Here is a 16,825-nt window from a genome sequence, read left to right as displayed (position 1 = left end):
TGCACCTGTGACGCCGTACCGCCGTGGAACGTTCGGGCGTCTCAGGAGCTGGTGAGGACGACCAGTTGCCGGGTGGCGCGGGTCATCGCCACATAGCGGTCGACGCCTCCTTCGACGCCGTCGCCGAAGCGCTGGGGGTCGATCAGGACGACGAGATCGAACTCCAGGCCCTTGGACAGTTCCGGGGTCAGCGAACGGACGCGTGGCGTGGCTCGGAACGTGGGATCGCCGATGACGCACGCGACGCCTTCGGCGTTGGCGTCGAGCCAGGTGCCGAGGACGGAGTCCAGTTCCGTGACGGAGCCGTGGACCACGGGCAGTCCGCTGCTGCGGACCGAGGTGGGCACGTTCGCGTCCGGGAGCACGGCCCGGATGACCGGCTCGGCCTCCGCCATGACCTCTTCCGGCGTGCGGTAGTTGATGCTGAGCGAGGTGATGTCGACCCGGTCGAGACCGACCCGCGCGAGCCGTTCCCGCCACGACTCGGTGAAGCCGTGCCTGGCCTGGGCGCGGTCCCCGACGATCGTGAAGCTGCGCGACGGGCAGCGCTGCAGCAGCATCTGCCACTCGGCGTCGGTGAGTTCCTGGGCCTCGTCCACGACGACGTGCGCGAACGGCCCGGCGAGCAGGTCGGGCCGGTCGGCGGGCAGGGCCGACTCGTCGACCAGGCTGTTCTGGAGATCGCGCCCCGTCAGCATGGTCACGGCGCCCTCACCGTCGTCGTCGGCCGCGAGGACCTGGGCGATGACCCCGGCCATGCGCTCACGCTCGGCGGCGACAGCGGCCTCGCGCCGCCGTCTGCGCCGGGTGGCCGCCGGGTCGCCGAGCCGCTGCCGCGCCGCGTCCAGCAGCGGCAGGTCGGACACCGTCCAGGCCTGGGGTTCGGCGCGCTGGAGCCTGCGCACCTCGTCCCGGTCCAGCCAGGGAGCGCACAGCCGCAGGTACGCCGGGACCGTCCACAGGTCCCCGACCAGGTCGGCCGCTTCGAGCAGCGGCCAGGCGCGGTCCAGGGTGCCGACGAGTTCCTCGTCGTGCAGCAGCGCCCTGCGGAACAGGTCATCCGGGACCTCGCCGCCGACCTTGTCCAGCAGGATCGTGACCAGCTCCTCCCAGATCTGGTCACGCCCCTCGTTGTGCGCGGTGCCGGGAGCGGGCGCGCGGAACGCCTCGGCCCAGTCGTCCGCGCCGAGCCGGATGTCCGCCCAGGGGGTGGAGACGGTCATGCCCTCACTCGGCGGCTCCTCGTAGAACCGCACGGCCGTCTCGATCGCCTTCACCATGCCGGCGGACGACTTCAGCCGGGCCACCTCCGGATCGCTCTCGCTCCGCGCCCGGGCCCCCTCGGCCACGAGATCGCGCACGGTGCAGGTCTGCACGCCCTCCTCGCCGAGGCTGGGCAGGACGTCGGCGACGTACGCCAGATACGGCTGGTGCGGGCCGACGAACAGCACGCCGCCCCTGCGGTGGCCGAGGCGGGGGTCGGAGTACAGCAGGTAGGCGGAGCGGTGCAGGGCGACGACGGTCTTGCCCGTGCCCGGCCCGCCGTCCACGACCAGGGCGCCCTTCGAACCGGCCCGGATGATCGCGTCCTGGTCGGCCTGGATGGTGCCGAGTACGTCCCGCATCCGGGCCGACCGGTTGCCGCCCAGGCTGGCGATGAACGCCGACTGGTCGTCGAGGGCCGCGTGCCGGTCGAGGCCGTCGGCGGTGAACACCTCGTCCCAGTAGTCCTTGATCAGACCGCCGCTCCACCGGTACCTGCGGCGGCTCGCCAGACCCATGGGGCTCGCGTGCGTGGCCGCGAAGAAGGGCTCGGCGGCGGGGGAGCGCCAGTCGATCAGCAGCCGGTGGCCGCTGCTGTCGGTGAGACCGAGCCGTCCGATGTAGAGGGGCTCGGGATCGTCGGCGCCGACGATCCGCCCGAGGCACAGATCCAGCCCGAAGCGGCGCAGGGCCCGCAGCCGTCCGGACAGCCGGTGCACCTCGGCGTCCCGGTCCATCGCCGCCCGGCCCACCCCGCCCGGCCCCTTCAGTGCGGCGTCGAGTTGCTCCGTGACGTCCGCGATCGCCTGCTCCAGGCTCTCCGCGACGGCCGCGAAATGCTTCTCGTCCTCGGCGACGAGGGCCGGGTCGGCCTTCGCGGCGAGACGGTCGGGGAGGTCGAAGGGGCCGGTGACCTCGACGCCGGACACGATTCCTGACGACAGCGAACGCAACTGGTAGAACTCCTCTTCGCACAGCTTTCGGGCTTAGGCCTGTGATTGTGCGGCAGGACGGGGGCCTTGCGGCAAGTCCCCTGGTGCGCTATATGTTGAAAGTGGCAAGGAGTGGGTACTCCTTGCCGTTTCCTTTTTGGGCCGCTTTCTGGCCGATCCCTGCCCGATCCCTGGCCGATCCCTGCCCGATCGCCGGACGATCCCTGCCTGATCCCTGATCCCTGATCCCTGATCCCTGGGGCGGGGGCGACCGGTCCCCGGATGCGGCCGGTCCCGGCCATGTCCCCCAGTGGAGCAGCGTGGGATCGTGTGAACCGCCTCCGGCTTCGTCCTCGCCGTACCCCAGGACCCGGGCCCCGAGCCCACGCCGCCGCCCGGCGGCACCTGGGCCGTCGGCGTCACCTACGATCGCGCCGACGGCGTGGATCGGCCTTCCCGCGCAACGACATCTCCCCCGAGCGGTCTGCCGTCCACCGTGCGGGCGCGGGGAGTTGAGCCCTGCGGGGTAGAGCGGTCCCGCATCCGGAGGGCGCCCCCGCCGAACCGAGCGTCCATGAGTCCGACTTCCGCGGACCCGGAGGGCACCGCGCTCACAGACTGGCGAGCAACCCGTCGAGCGGCTCGGGAACGGCGGCGAGGTCGAGTGCCTCGACCAGGACGGAGCCGTAGTGGATCTTGCGGCCCTTCTTCGTGCCGAGGAAGCGCCGCAGTTGCAGGTGTGCGGGGCGGCCCTGCTGCGCGGGCTGGCGCAGGAAGGTCTCCAGGGGGCGGACATCGCCCTGCGCGCGGACGAGTTCCGTCACCCGGTCCACGCCCAGCGCCCGGATGAGCTCGTCCTCCAGATCCGCCGTGCAGACGAAGAACCGCTGGTCCGCCGCGCCGGCCCGGTCCAGGCCGCGGGCGTAGTAGCCGCGCTCCGCCTCGTCGCACAGGCCCGTGAGGCCGAGGCCGAGGCCGGGCGGGCCGAGGAGCCGGGCGAAGCGGCCGACGTTCATCGCGCCGCCCATCGACAGGACACAGACCCCCTCGGCCGCGAGATCCCGGCCGCGCCGGGCGGCGAGGACGTCGACCGCCGCGGCGTCGCTCGGCCCTTCGAGCAGGACGACCGTGCGGACCCCCAGCCGTTCGGCGAGCTCGCGCGCCCGGTCGGAGGACCCACCCGCTGCCCACGCGACGACCGCTTCCCCGAACGACCCCATGTCTGCCATACAAGGAGTCTCCAGCCGACCCACCCCGCCGCGCCAGGGAATTTCCGCAGGCCGGAGGCGGCGCACCGGCCCGCGGACCCGCTGGCGGCCGGATCACGTACACCGCGTGACCGGACCGTCGGATGATCGTTTGCCAGCGCATGCGAAAGATCATTCTCCTGGCGGCCCTGCCCGCCCTCGCCCTGGCCGTCGCCACCCCCGCGCAGGCCGACAACGACAGTGACTTCGGCAGCGGAGTCAACGCCGCGAACAACTGGAACTTCACCGCCGCCGCGGTGTGCCTGCAGGAGGTCGCCGTGGTCCCCGTCCTCGGCGACTACGTCAGCGACCACGTGAACAACTGCTCCAACGGGAACGTCATCGACCTCTCCGGGCGCTGAGGCGCAGCGGTCGGCACAGCACCGGGGCGGCGCCTGTGCGGTGGCGCCGCCCCGGGTCTTGAGCGCCCACGGCATCGATCTGTCGCCCCTCGATCCAGGGCCGCCCCGGATCCGGAGCCCCTCGATCCGGGGGCCGTCCGATCGTCGAGAGGCCCCTGACAGCGGCCTCTCGACGCCCGTCCCTCCGGTGGTGGACCACAGCACCGCGGGCGCAGACTTGGTGCATGGGGCAGCGTCTCAGTGACGTCAGCGCGCCCGCGCGTCTGGCCGGCCCGGAGGAAGGGATCAGCCGGGAGGAACTGGCCCTGGCGGCACGCAATCACGGGCTGCCGCTCGAAGCCCTGCGCTACGACGTCACCCCACCGGGACTGCACTACGTCCTGACCCACTACGACATCCCCGCCACGGACGACGGGACCTGGGAGCTGTCCGTCGACGGCCTGGTGCGCCGCCCGCTGGCCCTCGCCCTCGCCGAGCTACGGGCCCGCCCGGCTGTCACCCGGCGCGTGACCCTGGAGTGCGCGGGCAACGGCCGCGCCCTGCTCTGCCCCCGGCCCGTCAGCCAGCCCTGGCTGACGGACGCGGTCGGCACGGCCGACTGGACGGGGGTCCCGCTGCGCGAGCTGCTCACGGAGGCCGCGGTCGCCCCGGACGCCGTGGACGTGGTGTTCACCGGCGCGGACCACGGCGTCGAACGCGGCGTCGAGCAGGACTATCAGCGCGCGCTGCCCCTGGAGGTGGCCCTGGGGGACGGGGACGACGTGCTCGTCGCCCACACCATGAACGGTGCTCCGCTGCCGCCCCAGCACGGCCACCCGCTGCGACTGATCGTGCCGGGCTGGTACGGCATGGCGCATGTGAAGTGGCTGCGCGCCGTGACCGTCAGCGGCACCCCCTTCACCGGGTTCCAGCAGGCCGTGGCCTACCGGCTGCGGCGGGAGGCCGAGGACGAGGGCGAGGCCGTCACCCGGATCGCGCCGCGGGCTCTCCTGCTGCCGCCCGGCTTCCCCGACTTCATGTCACGGGCGCGGGTCGTCCGGCCGGGCCACGTCGAGCTGGAGGGGCGCGCCTGGTCGGGGTGGGCGCCCGTCACCGCCGTGGAAGTGACCACAGACGACGGCGCCACCTGGCAGCCCGCCGAACTGTCGCCGCCGTCCGCCGACGCCGCGCACCGCTGGGCCTGGCGCCGGTGGCGGCTGCGGTGGTCCGCAGAGCCGGGGCGGTACCTGCTCGGGGCGCGGGCCACGGACGCGCGGGGGAACCGGCAGCCCGACCGCCCGCCGTGGAACCGCGGCGGCTTCGCCAACAACGAGGTCCAACGGCACGTCGTCCACTGCGTTCCCGCCCCCTGACCCGGCCGGACGACCGTCAGCCCACCGCCCGCTTCACCAGCTCCGTGATCCGCCCGGCCACCTCCTCGGTCACGTCGGTCAGCGCGAAGGCGGTGGCCCACATCGGGCCGTCGTCCAGCTGCGCGCGGTCGTTGAACCCGAGCGTGGCGTACCGCGCCTTGAACTTCGCCGCGCTCTGGAAGAAACAGACGACCTTGCCGTCCAGGGCGTAGGCGGGCATGCCGTACCAGAGCTTCGGCGCGAGCTCCGGGGCGTTCTCGGTGATCACGGCGTGCACGCGCTCGGCCATGACGCGGTCCTGGCCCTCCATCTCGGCGATCTTCGCCAGCACGTCCCGGGCCGCCTCGGCCGCCTTGTCCGCGCGGGAGCCGCGGCGCGCGGCCTTCTTCGTCTCCTGGGCGTGCTCCTTCATCGCGGCCCGCTCCTCGGCCGTGAACCCCTCGTACGTGCCCTTCTCGGCGCCGCTCATCTTCTCTCCCTCGTCAGGTGGTCCGTCCTCGGTGCACACAGCCTCTCGCGCGGGGCGGGCGGACGCATCCGTGCTCACCACGGAGAGCACCACCGAGACCGACGAGCCGTCCTGCGCGGTGGGGCGGACGCGCGCGGCATCTTCAGCCCGAACTCGCTGCCTGGGACCGTGCCGTCAGCCGGCCGGTCGCCGGGCGCGTACCCGCCGCGCCGTCTCGCCCAGCCACAGCGCGCTGCGCTTCGGTGTGCGTGCCTGCGTCGCGTAGTCGACGCGGACCAGGCCGAAGCGCTGGGCGTAGCCGTACGCCCACTCGAAGTTGTCGAGGAGGGACCAGGCGAAGTAGCCGCGGACGTCGGCCCCTTGGGTGTGGGCGCGGGCGACGGCGGCGAGGTGGGCGGCCAGGTAGGCCGTGCGGTCGGTGTCCTCGACGTAGCCGTGGGCGTCCGGCCGGTCGTCGTACGCCGCGCCGTTCTCCGTGATGACCATGGGGGTGCCGGGGTAGTCGCGGGAGACGCGCAGCAGCAGGGCCGTGAGGTCGTGCGGCATCATCTCCCAGCCGAGGCCGGTCAGGGGCAGGTCGCCGTGGGGGAGGGCACGGGTGACCGGGAGGCCCGCGGCGTCCGTCGTGGCGCCGTGCTCGTCGGTCCCGGAGAAGCGCATGGAGCGGTAGTAGTTGACGCCCAGGGTGTCGATGGGGGCGGCGATGGTCCGCAAGTCGCCCTCGCGGACCGGGATTTCGATGCCGCGCGCGGCCAGGTCCTCGATCAGGTCGGCCGGGTAGCCGCCGCGCAGGATCGGGTCGAGGTAGAAGCGGAAGCCGAAGGCGTCGGCGCGGCGGGCGGCCTCCAGATCGGCCTCGTGGCCGGTGGCGGGACGGCTGGTGCCCAGCAGGTGGGTGACGGCGAGGTCCAGCGGGCCCTTCGCCGCGGCACGCAGTCTGCGCGCCGCGAGCCCATGGCCGAGATGCAGGTGATGGACGGCCCGCACCCCCTCGCCGAGGGAGCGGCCGCCGGGTGCGTGCACTCCCTCGACATGGCCCAGGACGGCACCGCGGTGAGGCGGACCTGCCGTTCCATGCTCCATCCGGAGCGCGTGTCGCAGGCGACGGGCCGGTCCAGGTCGTGGCCGTCCGCGGCCCAGGCGCCGGTGCCGCCGGCGAGGGTGGCCGTCGGAGGATGCTGATGCGGTGCGGTGCGGTGCGGTGCGGTGCGGTGCGGTGCGGTGCGGTGCGGTGCGGTGCGGTGCGGTGCGTGGTGAGTGGTGAGTGGTGGTGTGTGAGCCGCGCTGAGCTCGGCTCCCGGTCGGGGTTGCGGCGGAGAGCGGGGCTTCCCGCAGGGCGATCGGCCGTGGCGGGGGCCGCTCGGCGCCTACTCGGCCAGGCGGAAGGAGTCGTACTCGCAGTTCATGAGATCCCAGAAGGACCGGTAGCGGATCACTACGTCGATCCAGTGGGCGACGTACCACGCCTCCCACTCTCCCTCGGCGGTGACCACGTTGGGATTGAGCAGGTACGTCGCCGTCGCGTCCGGCGTGTGACTGATCTTGAGGGTGGTGTCCTGGGTCCAGGTGACCATGCCGGGTTCGAGATCCCTGGTCCAGCCGACCTCACCCGCCGGCAGCAGCCGGTCGATCTCGGTCGTCGTGTTGAGCCACCCGTCGGTGGTCTGCAGGAACTCCCGGTAGCTCGGCGGGAGTCTGCGGCCGAGCCGCTCCTCCAGCCGCGTGATCCTCACGTCGTCGGCCCCTGCGCCGCCCAGCCATCGCGCGGCCCGGACCTCGGCCGGGAAGGGCTCCACCCGCTCCTCCTCGTGCAGGATCGGGTCGAGCCAGTCGTCGCTCCATCGCTGGAGCAACTCACGCCATGCGTACGTAGGCTCTGAAATCGGTTCAGATGAATACCCCACACCGCGAGACTACGCGACTTGAGGCGTGGTGGAGCAGACCTGGCCCGGATCTCACCCTCCGCAGCTCCGCTCTTGGCCGAAGTCGTATGGCGTGCGGCGGTATCGCGGCGTTCCGCTCGGTCGCACCACCCCCACCGGGCCATCGGGAAACTTCCTGACCATGACTCGCCCTGTGGCTTCCCTCACCCCGGCGTACCGAACCGGCGGCCGGCGAACCGCGTGATAAGCCCTGTCATCGCACGCCACTCATCGGGGGAGCTCCATGCGAGTTCGTCAGACCGTCATCGCGGCCGCGTCCGCCGCACTCGTCGCCACACTGGCCCTGACGGGTTGTCAGGACGGCAAAAGCAAGCGGCACAGCAGCAGTTCGGGCAAGAAGCACAGGGCCGGCGCGCACTCGGACTCGGACGACGACGCCGGCCAGGGCACCGGCACGGGAAGCGGCAGCGGCGGGGCGTCCGGCACCCCGGTGTCCGCGTGCACCACCGCCACCACCACGCTCACCTTCGTCGCCGCGGCCGACCACGCGACCGAGTCCGAGCCCGCGGCCGCCACGGTCAAGCTCACCAACACCTCGTCCGAGCCCTGTGCCGTCGTCGGCGCCGTGACTCTCACCGCGCGCGACGACCAGAACAAGAGCGGGCCGGTGGAGACCGACAACTCCGCCGCCGCCACGGACTCGGTCGACATCGCCCCGGGAGCCACGGCGACCGCCGAAGTCCTCTACACCGACGTGAACTTCGAGGGCAGCGCCTCGGCCCGCGAGGTGTGCGGGGTCCAGGCGTCGAAGGTGGAGATCGCGCTGCCGGACGACGTCGGACGGCAGGTGGAGGTCGTCGACGGCGGCGGCTCGGCGGCGACCTTCGCCGTCTGCGAGCCCGAGGTGACCTTCGGGGCATTCCGGGTCTGAGCCGAGTCCAGACGAGCCGTGACCGGCCCCGGCCGCGCGTGCCGGCCGGGGCAGGACCGTTCTCCCCGTCGTTATGGTCGTTGTTGTCGTTCGCGGGGTGGCGCGGGGGCCCGTTCGTGCACGGGCAGCCCCGTTTCCCGCGAGGCGCGCCCACAGGAGTCCCCGCAGCGACATGATCTGGGTAAGGTAGACCTAACTCGGGCAGCGGGCGCGTCTCGCCCCGCGCGACGCCTTGCCGGCCCCTCGGGTTGAGCGCTTTGCCATTCCTTGGCCGACGGTCCCGGCGCCGTCCCGTCCCACGTCAGACCGTGTCAGACGGCGAGCCCCCGCGATTCGGCCGCGACTACGGTTCTCACCGAACGAGCACACGGAATGCGCGCCACCGGCCGCACATGACGGTGCTCGTCTGGCGTGCGCCGTATCGACAAGTCGATTTCAAGCCGCACCCGTTCGACCCTGTCGCCCCCACGGCCGCACCCTGCCCGAATCCGTCCGACGCGCTCGGCCATCCGCACTGCCCGACCATCGGCCCGGTACCCGCAGTACCGGAGAAAACCGGAGAACCCAAGGTGACCACGGTCCCCGAAACGCTCGCCACGGGCGAGTCCGCAGTCGGCGCCGTCGGTGCGGCGACAGCCCTCCTCGACGACTACCGGCCGGGCACGGACCGGCTGCTGGCCTCGCCGACCCGCACCCTGCTCGGCCGCGGAGTCCGCGCCCATGTCCCCCACGACGCACGGCCGTTGAACGAACGCGTGCGGGACGCCCTGACCGCGGCACAGGCCGCCGGCCAGGCGGACCCCGTGGTGATCGGCGCCATCCCCTTCGACCCGACCGCCCGCGCCGAGCTCGTCGTGCCCGGCACGGTGCACCGGGCCCCGGCCCTCGCGGCGGACCCGCTGATCACCCTCCCGGCACCCGAGCCCGATCCGGTTGCCTGGACCGTCCGCCCGGTGCCCGCGCCCGAGCGGTACGCCGCCGCCGTCGCGGCCGCCGTGGAGCGGATGAAGGCGGGCGAGTTCGCCAAGGTCGTCCTCGCCCGCGCACTCGACCTCACCGGGGACCGCGACCCCGACACACCGTCGATGCTGCAACGCCTGGCCCGCCGCGACCCCCACGGCTACACCTTCGCGATGCCCACCGCCACCGGCGCCACCCTGCTCGGCGCCAGCCCCGAACTCCTCGTCTCCCGGAGCGGCGCCACCCTGGTGGCCAACCCGCTGGCCGGCTCCACACCGCGCAGCGGCGACCTCGCCGAGGACGTCCGCCGCGCGGCCTCGCTGCTGGAGTCCCCGAAGGACCTGCACGAGCACTCCGTCGTGGTCGACGCCATGCGCGCGGCACTGGCCCCCTACTGCACCGAACTCCACGTGCCCGCTCGGCCCACGCTGGTGCGGACCGCCGCCATGTGGCATCTGTCCACGACCCTGCGCGGCACACTCGCCACCCCGACGACCACCTCGCTCGAACTCGCCTCCGCGGTGCACCCCACCCCCGCCGTCTGCGGTGCCCCGACCGGCCTCGCCCGCCGGGCCATCGGTCAACTGGAGCCCTTCGAACGGGGGTTGTACACCGGCATCGTCGGCTGGGAGGACGCCGACGGCGACGGTGAATGGGTGGTCACCATCCGCTGCGCCGAGGTGTCCGGCCGCACCCTGCGCCTGTTCGCCGGCGCGGGCGTCGTCGCCGCCTCCGACCCGGCCGCCGAGACCGCCGAGACCGGGGCCAAGTTCCGCACGTTCCTGGACGCGGTGGGGGCCGAGCTGTGAACGTCGACGCCCGCGACACGCCCCGGCCGCCCGAGGACACCCCCCGTCCCACCGAGGACGCCCCCACCTGGCCCGCCCCCTTCGCCGAGCGCTACCGGGCCAACGGCTACTGGCGCGGCGAGACCTTCGGCGAGATGCTGCGCACCCGGGCGGGCGACCACCCGGACCGGATCGCGGTCGTCGACCCCGCAGGCGCCGGACGGCGCTGGACCTACGCCGAACTCGACACCCGCGCCGACAGGTTGGCCGCGGGCCTGCGCGCCGCCGGAATCGGCAGGGGCGACCGTGTGGTCGTCCAGCTCCCCAACGTCGCCGAGTTCTTCGAGACCGTCTTCGCCCTCTTCCGCGTCGGCGCCCTCCCGGTCTTCGCCCTCCCCGCCCACCGGGACACCGAGATCACCTACTTCTGCACCTTCAGCGAAGCCGTCGCCTATGTCGTCGCGGACGTGCACGAGGGCTACGACTACCGCGAACTGGCCACCCGTGTGCGGGCCCAGGCCCCCACGCTGCGGCATGTCTTCGTGGTCGGCGACCCGGGAGAGCACACCGCCCTGGCGGACGTGCCGCTCCCGGTGGACCCGGCCCGGCCCGAGGACGGCCCCGCCCCGGACGACCTCGCCTTCCTCCAGCTCTCCGGCGGCAGCACGGGCGTACCGAAACTGATCCCGCGCACCCATGACGACTACCTCTACTCGGTGCGTGCCTCCGCCGAGATCTGCGCGGTCGACGAGAGCGGCGTGTACCTCGTAGTCCTGCCCGCCGCGCACAACTTCCCGCTCAGCTCGCCCGGTTCACTCGGCACGCTGGCCGTGGGCGGCCGGGTCGTGCTGTGCCCGAGCCCCGACCCGGACACCGCCTTCCCCCTCATCGAGCGCGAGGGAGTGACCCTCACCGGCATCGTCCCGCCGCTCGCCCTGGTGTGGACACAGGCCGCGCTGACCACGACGTACGACCTCGGCAGTCTGAAGTCACTGCTCGTCGGTGGCGCCAAGCTCAGCGAGACCGCGGCCCGCCGCATCCGGCCCGCGCTGGGCTGCGCACTCCAGCAGGTCTTCGGCATGGCCGAGGGCCTGGTGAACTACACCCGGCTCGACGACGACGAGGAGACCGTCGTCACCACCCAGGGCCGGCCCATCTCACCGGACGACGAGATCAGGATCGTCGACGACGAGGACCAGGACGTCGAGCCCGGCGAGACCGGCCATCTGCTCACCCGCGGTCCGTACACCATCCGCGGCTACTGGCGTGCCCCCGAGCACAACCGGCGCTCCTTCACCGAGGACGGCTTCTACCGCACCGGCGACCTCGTCCGCATGACCGGCAGCGGCCACCTCGTCGTCGAGGGCCGCGCCAAGGACCAGATCAACCGCGGCGGCGAGAAGATCGCCGCCGAGGAGGTCGAGAACGTCATCCTCGGCCACCCCGCCGTGCACGACGTGTCCGTCGTCTCCGTACCCGACGACTTCCTCGGCGAACGCGCCTGCGCCTACGTGATCCTGCGCGAGGGCGTCGCGCTGCGCGCCCCCGCGCTCCGCAAGTTCGTCCGCGAGCGGGGACTCGCCGCCTTCAAGGTGCCCGACCTGGTCGAGTTCGTCGACGCCTTCCCGCACACCGGGATCGGCAAGGTCAGCAAGAAGGACCTCCGCGTCACCGCCGCCACCTCCCACCACGAGACGACCTGAGACGATGGCCCTTCCCCCCATTCCCCCGTACGCCATGCCGGCCGGCGTCGAGCTGCCCGACAACCGCGTCCACTGGAAGGTCGACCCGGCGCGGGCCGTCCTGCTGGTCCACGACCTCCAGAACCACTTCCTGTCCGCGTTCACCCCGGACACCGTGCCCCTCACCGAACTCCTCACCGCCGTATACCGGTTGACCGACGAGGCCCGCCGACTCGGCGTGCCCGTCGTCTACTCCGCGCAGCCCGGCGGACAGAGCCCCGAGGAACGCGGACTCCAACTGGACTTCTGGGGACCGGGGCTGCCCGCCGACGAGCGCGCCGTGGCCATCGCCCCCGCGGTCGCCCCGCGGCACGGCGACCGGCTGCTGACCAAGTGGAAGTACAGCGCGTTCGTCCGCACCGACCTCGCCCGCCTGATGGCGGACGACGGGCGCGACCAGCTGATCATCACCGGTGTCTACGCCCACCTCGGGGTGAACATGACGGCCTGCGACGCCTGGATGCGGGACATCCAGCCGTTCGTCGTCGCCGACGCGACCGCCGACTTCGGCCCGCGCGAACACCTCCAGGCCCTGCACTGGGCGGCCCGCGCCTGCGCCCGCGTCATCACCGCCGACTCCGTCTTCCAGGGGGACTGACCCATGACGCTGACCGTGCAGCGCATCCGCGAGGACGTCGCCGACGTCCTGGGGGAGGACCCCGCCGACATCCCCGACGACGAGGACCTCGTTGACTACGGACTGGACTCGGTGCGCCTGATGAGCCTGGTCGAGCGGTGGCGCCGGGACCACGGCGCCGAGATCACCTTCGTCGCCCTCGCCGAACGCACCGCCATCGAGGCGTGGGCCCCTCTGCTGGGAGTGCGACAGTGACGTCCTCCTCCACCCACAGCGCCGCGACGTCCTCCTCCACCCACAGCGCCGCGACGTCCTCCTCCACCCACAGCGCCGCGACGTCCTCCTCCACCCACAGCGCCGCGACGTCCTCCTCCGACCGTGCCGGGCCGGCCACCCCGGGCGCGCCCGACGCCGGACTGCCGCTGACCGCGGCCCAGTCCGGTATGTGGTACGCCCAGGCCCTCGACCCGCAGAGCCCCGCGCTCAACACGGCCGAGTGCCTGGAGATCCACGGCGACGTGGACCCCGCCCTGTTCGCCCGGGCCCTCGTCCGGACCGCCGACGAGGCCGAGTCGCTGCGCATGCGGATCGTGGAATCGCCCGACGGGCCACGGCAGTTCACGCGTCACCTGGACGACTTCCCGCTGCACACCGCCGATCTGCGCGAGGCCGCGGACCCGGACGCCGACGCCCGCGCCTGGATGGACGCCGACCTCGCCCGGCCCTGCGACCTCGCCACCGGCCCCCTCTTCCAGCACGCGCTGCTGCGCGTCGGCGACGACCGCTGGCTGTGGTACCAGCGCGTGCACCACCTGGTCATGGACGGCTTCGGCTACTCGCTCCTGGCCCGCCGCACGGCCGAGATCTACTCGGCCCTCGTCACGGGCGAGCAGCCCGGCGACACCCCCTTCGGCTCCGTGACCGACCTGGTGGCCGACGACCTCGCCTACCGCGCCTGCGAGCAGTACGCCACCGACCGGGCGCACTGGAGCGAGGCTTTCGCCGACCGCCCCGAGGCACCGGCCCTGGCCGGACGCACCGCACTGCCCTCCCGTACCTTCCTGCGGTCGAGCGCCCACGTCGCCGAGGACGTCACCACCCGCCTGCGCACGCTCGCCGACGAACTGCGCGCGACCTGGCCCGAGGTGATCCTCGCCGCCCAGGCCCTGTACGTCTCCCGCGTCACGGCCCGCTCCGACGTCGTGCTCGGCCTGCCCCTGATGGGCCGCATGGGCTCGGTGGCCCTGCGCGTGCCCGGCATGGTGATGAACGTCCTGCCGCTGCGCCTCGAGGTCCACCCCGCCACCACCCTCGCCGAGCTGACCCGGCAGGTCGTGCTCGCGATGCGGGCCGCGCGGCGTCACCAGCGCTACCGGTTCGAGGACATCCGACGCGACCTCGGCCTGCTGGGGGAGGGACGGCCACTGGTCGGACCGCTGGTCAACATCATGCCGTTCGACTACGAACTGACCTTCGCGGGCGCCCGAGCGGTGGCGCACAACCTGTCCGCCGGCCCGGTCGACGACCTGACGGTCAACGTCTACGACCGTGCCGACGGCCGGGGCCTGCGCATCGACCACGACGCCAACCCCGCCCTCTACACCCGCGGGGAAGTCACCGCCCACCAGGAGCGCTTCCTCGACCTGCTGGCCCGCGTCGCCGACTGCGACCCCGGCGCGCCCCTCGCCCTCTTGGGTGTCGCCACCGAAGCCGAACGTCACCTGGTGCTCCAGGAGTTCAACGCCACCGCCCACAGCGTCCCGCCGACCACCCTGATCGGCCCCATCGAGGCCCAGACTCGCCGCACTCCCGACGCCCCCGCCCTCGTGCACGGCGAGCGGACCCTGACCTACGCCGAACTCAACGCGCGGGCCAACCGACTGGCACACGAACTGGCCGCCCGGGGAGTGGGCCCCGGCGGGCTGGTCGCCATCGCGCTGCCCCGCTCGGTGTCGCTCATCGTGGCCCTGCTCGCGGTTCTGAAGGCGGGCGGCGCCTATCTGCCGCTGGACCCCGGCTACCCGGCGGAACGGCTCGGCCACATGCTCGACGACGCTGACCCGGTCTGCGTCCTCACCGACACGGACACCGCCGGGCGACTGCCGCGCACGGCACGGCCGTACGTCCTGCTCGACGACCTCGACCTCAGCGGCCGGCTGTCCGTGGACCCTCCCCGCGCCCTCACCCCGAGCCATCCCGCCTACGTCATCTACACCTCCGGCTCGACGGGCCGGCCCAAGGGCGTCGTCGTACCGCACTCGGCGATCGACAACCGGCTGCGCTGGATGCAGCACACCTATCCGCTCGCGGCCGGCGACCGGGTGCTGCAGAAGACACCGTCCGGGTTCGACGTCTCGGTCTGGGAGTTCTTCTGGGCCCTGCGGGAGGGCGCCACCCTCGTCCTCGCCGACCCCGAAGGGCACAAGGACCCCGCCTACCTCGCCCGCACCATCCGCGAACAGGGCGTCACCGCCTGCCACTTCGTGCCGTCCATGCTCCAGGTGTTCCTGGCCGAGCCGGAGGCCGCCGGCTGCACGGGCCTGCGCCATGTCTTCTGCAGCGGCGAGGCGCTGCCCCGCGAGACCGCGCAGCAGTTCCACCGCACGCTGCCCTCGGTCCCGCTGCACAACCTGTACGGGCCGACCGAGGCCGCGGTCGACGTCACCCACCACACCTGCGTGCCCGGCGCCACCGGCACCGTCCCGATCGGCCGGCCGGTGTGGAACACCCGCCTGTACGTCCTCGACCCGGCCCTCCAGCCCTGCCCGCCCGGCGTGACGGGCGAGCTGTACCTCGCGGGCGTCCAGCTCGCCGACGGCTATCTGCACCGCCCCGACCTCACGGCCGCCCGGTTCGTCGCCGACCCCTACGGCCCGCCCGGCGCGCGCATGTACCACACCGGCGACCTGGCCCGCTGGACCGCCGACGGCGAGGTCGTCTACCTGGGCCGTACCGACCACCAGGTCAAGCTGCGCGGCCAGCGCCTCGAACTCGGCGAGATAGAGGCACAGTTGACGGCCGTGGACGGCATCACCGCGGCCGTGGTCCTGCTGCGCGAGGACCGTCCCGGCGATCAGCGACTCGTCGCCTACGTCACCGGCGCGGGCGCCGCGGAGCATCCCGGCGAGGCCGTACCCGGCGCCGACGAACTGCGCGCCCGTCTCGCCGCCGTGCTGCCCGACTACATGGTCCCGTCGGCGTTCGTCGCCCTCGACGACCTCCCGCTCAGCGCCAACGGCAAGCTGGACCGCGCCGCCCTGCCGGCCCCCGCCGCCGCGACCGTCACCGAATCCCGCGCGCCGCGCACCCCCACCGAGGAGACCCTCACCCGGCTGTTCGCCGAGGTGCTCGGCGTCGAACGGGCCGGCGTGGACGACGGGTTCTTCGACCTCGGCGGCACCTCCCTGCTCGCCGCCCGCCTGATGTCCCGCATCCGCGACACCCTCGGCACACAGACCCCGCTCGGCACCCTCTTCCGCGCCCCCACTCCCGCCGCGCTCGCCGACCGCCTCACCGACGGCGACGCGGGCGACAGCGCCCTCGACGTCGTCCTGCCCCTGCGCGCCACGGGCACCCGCACACCGCTGTTCGTCTTCCACCCGGCCGGCGGCATCAGCTGGTGCTACTCGGGGCTGCTCGCCCGCCTCGGCCCCGACCAGCCGGTGCACGGACTCCAGGCCCGCGGACTGCGCGCCGACGAGCCCCTGCCCGCGACCATGGACGAGATGGCCGCCGACTACGTCGCCCGGCTGCGCGAGGTGCAGCCGCACGGCCCCTACCGGCTGCTGGGCTGGTCCGTCGGCGGGGTCATCGCGCACACCGTCGCCGTGCATCTGCGAGAGGCCGGCCAGGACGTCGAGCTGCTGGCACTGATGGACGCCTACCCCTCCGACCAGTGGCGCGACCTGGCCGGCCCCACCGAGGCCGACGCCCTGGGCGCCCTGCTGCGCATGGCCGGCTACGAGGGCGGCACGGACCTGACCCGGGAGAGCGTCCTCGCGGTGCTGCGCCGCGAGGGCAGCGCGCTCGCCGCACTGCCCGAGCACGTCGTGGACGCCGTGGTCGGGATCGTCACCAACAACGCCCGCCTGATGCGCACCCAACAGCACCTGGTCTTCGACGGCGACGTGCTGTTCTTCACGGCCGCCGCGCCGCGCGCCGAGCACTGGCTGACGCCGAGCGCCTGGAAGCCGTACATCGGCGGAGCGATCGACGAACACGAACTGGACTGCGTGCACCCGGAGATGACCCGGCCGGGCCCGATCGACGAGATCGCGGCCGTGCTCGCGACCCGGCTCCAGGACCTCGACGTATGACCG

At 73.1% G+C, this 16,825-nt stretch carries 12 protein-coding genes and 2 pseudogenes; 8 read left to right on the top strand and 6 right to left on the bottom strand.

Annotated features, from left to right (window positions below; genetic code table 11):
• Positions 1–41 precede the first annotated feature (41 nt).
• On the bottom strand, positions 42–2,192 hold the full coding sequence (gene helR, locus ABZZ79_RS30525; RefSeq protein WP_356694199.1) for an RNA polymerase recycling motor ATPase HelR: 2,151 nt from the start codon (positions 2,190–2,192) through the stop codon (positions 42–44).
• Between the two features lie 614 nt (positions 2,193–2,806).
• Positions 2,807–3,424, bottom strand: coding sequence for a TOPRIM nucleotidyl transferase/hydrolase domain-containing protein (locus ABZZ79_RS30520; RefSeq protein WP_356694197.1), 618 nt, complete (start codon positions 3,422–3,424; stop codon positions 2,807–2,809).
• Positions 3,425–3,564: 140 nt separating this feature from the next.
• On the opposite strand from ABZZ79_RS30520, the gene ABZZ79_RS30515 reads away from it, so the two are divergent.
• Together ABZZ79_RS30515 and ABZZ79_RS30510 are read left to right on the top strand one after the other, a co-directional pair.
• Positions 3,565–3,804 (top strand): hypothetical protein, encoded by a 240-nt coding sequence (locus ABZZ79_RS30515; protein ID WP_356694195.1) that lies wholly within the window; start codon positions 3,565–3,567, stop codon positions 3,802–3,804.
• Positions 3,805–4,028: 224 nt separating this feature from the next.
• Positions 4,029–5,156 carry a molybdopterin-dependent oxidoreductase gene (locus ABZZ79_RS30510; protein WP_356694193.1) on the top strand — a complete coding sequence of 376 codons (1,128 nt, stop codon included), beginning with the start codon at positions 4,029–4,031 and terminating at the stop codon, positions 5,154–5,156.
• Positions 5,157–5,172: 16 nt separating this feature from the next.
• Here the strand turns inward: ABZZ79_RS30510 and ABZZ79_RS30505 are convergent, their stop codons facing one another.
• The 4 genes and pseudogenes from ABZZ79_RS30505 to ABZZ79_RS30490 form a co-directional block, all read right to left on the bottom strand.
• Entirely contained in the window at positions 5,173–5,625 is a 453-nt protein-coding gene (locus ABZZ79_RS30505; RefSeq protein ID WP_356694191.1) for a DUF1801 domain-containing protein, read from the bottom strand.
• Positions 5,626–5,799: 174 nt separating this feature from the next.
• Positions 5,800–6,672 (bottom strand): annotated as a pseudogene (locus ABZZ79_RS30500) (family 1 glycosylhydrolase); the annotation flags it as partial.
• 2 nt (positions 6,673–6,674) lie between these two features.
• Positions 6,675–6,794, bottom strand: a pseudogene (locus ABZZ79_RS30495) (transporter); the annotation flags it as partial.
• 198 nt (positions 6,795–6,992) lie between these two features.
• Positions 6,993–7,478 (bottom strand): SMI1/KNR4 family protein, encoded by a 486-nt coding sequence (locus tag ABZZ79_RS30490; RefSeq protein WP_356694189.1) that lies wholly within the window; start codon positions 7,476–7,478, stop codon positions 6,993–6,995.
• Positions 7,479–7,791: 313 nt separating this feature from the next.
• On the opposite strand from ABZZ79_RS30490, the gene ABZZ79_RS30485 reads away from it, so the two are divergent.
• The 6 genes from ABZZ79_RS30485 (at position 7,792) to ABZZ79_RS30460 (ending at position 16,822) form a co-directional block, all read left to right on the top strand.
• The gene (locus ABZZ79_RS30485; RefSeq protein WP_356694187.1) at positions 7,792–8,439 is read left to right on the top strand and encodes a DUF4232 domain-containing protein; all 648 of its coding nucleotides are present in this window, start codon (positions 7,792–7,794) and stop codon (positions 8,437–8,439) included.
• Positions 8,440–9,008: 569 nt separating this feature from the next.
• Entirely contained in the window at positions 9,009–10,208 is a 1,200-nt protein-coding gene (gene dhbC / locus ABZZ79_RS30480; protein WP_356694185.1) for an isochorismate synthase DhbC, read from the top strand.
• Positions 10,205–11,890 carry a (2,3-dihydroxybenzoyl)adenylate synthase gene (locus ABZZ79_RS30475; protein WP_356694183.1) on the top strand — a complete coding sequence of 562 codons (1,686 nt, stop codon included), beginning with the start codon at positions 10,205–10,207 and terminating at the stop codon, positions 11,888–11,890. The genes dhbC and ABZZ79_RS30475 overlap by 4 nt, the downstream gene beginning before the upstream one ends.
• Before the next feature lie 4 nt (positions 11,891–11,894).
• A complete protein-coding gene (locus ABZZ79_RS30470) occupies positions 11,895–12,527 on the top strand; it encodes an isochorismatase family protein (protein WP_356694181.1) in 633 nt (210 codons plus the stop codon).
• A 3-nt stretch (positions 12,528–12,530) separates the two neighbouring features.
• Positions 12,531–12,761 (top strand): phosphopantetheine-binding protein, encoded by a 231-nt coding sequence (locus tag ABZZ79_RS30465; protein WP_356694179.1) that lies wholly within the window; start codon positions 12,531–12,533, stop codon positions 12,759–12,761.
• 161 nt (positions 12,762–12,922) lie between these two features.
• On the top strand, positions 12,923–16,822 hold the full coding sequence (locus tag ABZZ79_RS30460; RefSeq protein WP_356694325.1) for an amino acid adenylation domain-containing protein: 3,900 nt from the start codon (positions 12,923–12,925) through the stop codon (positions 16,820–16,822).
• Positions 16,823–16,825 lie beyond the last annotated feature (3 nt).

This window comes from Streptomyces sp. NPDC006458, from assembly GCF_040612135.1.
In the GTDB taxonomy this organism is placed as follows: Bacteria; Actinomycetota; Actinomycetes; order Streptomycetales; family Streptomycetaceae; genus Streptomyces.
The sequence above is the reverse complement of the archived record's forward strand: the minus strand, read 5'-3'. Positions and strand labels throughout refer to the sequence as shown.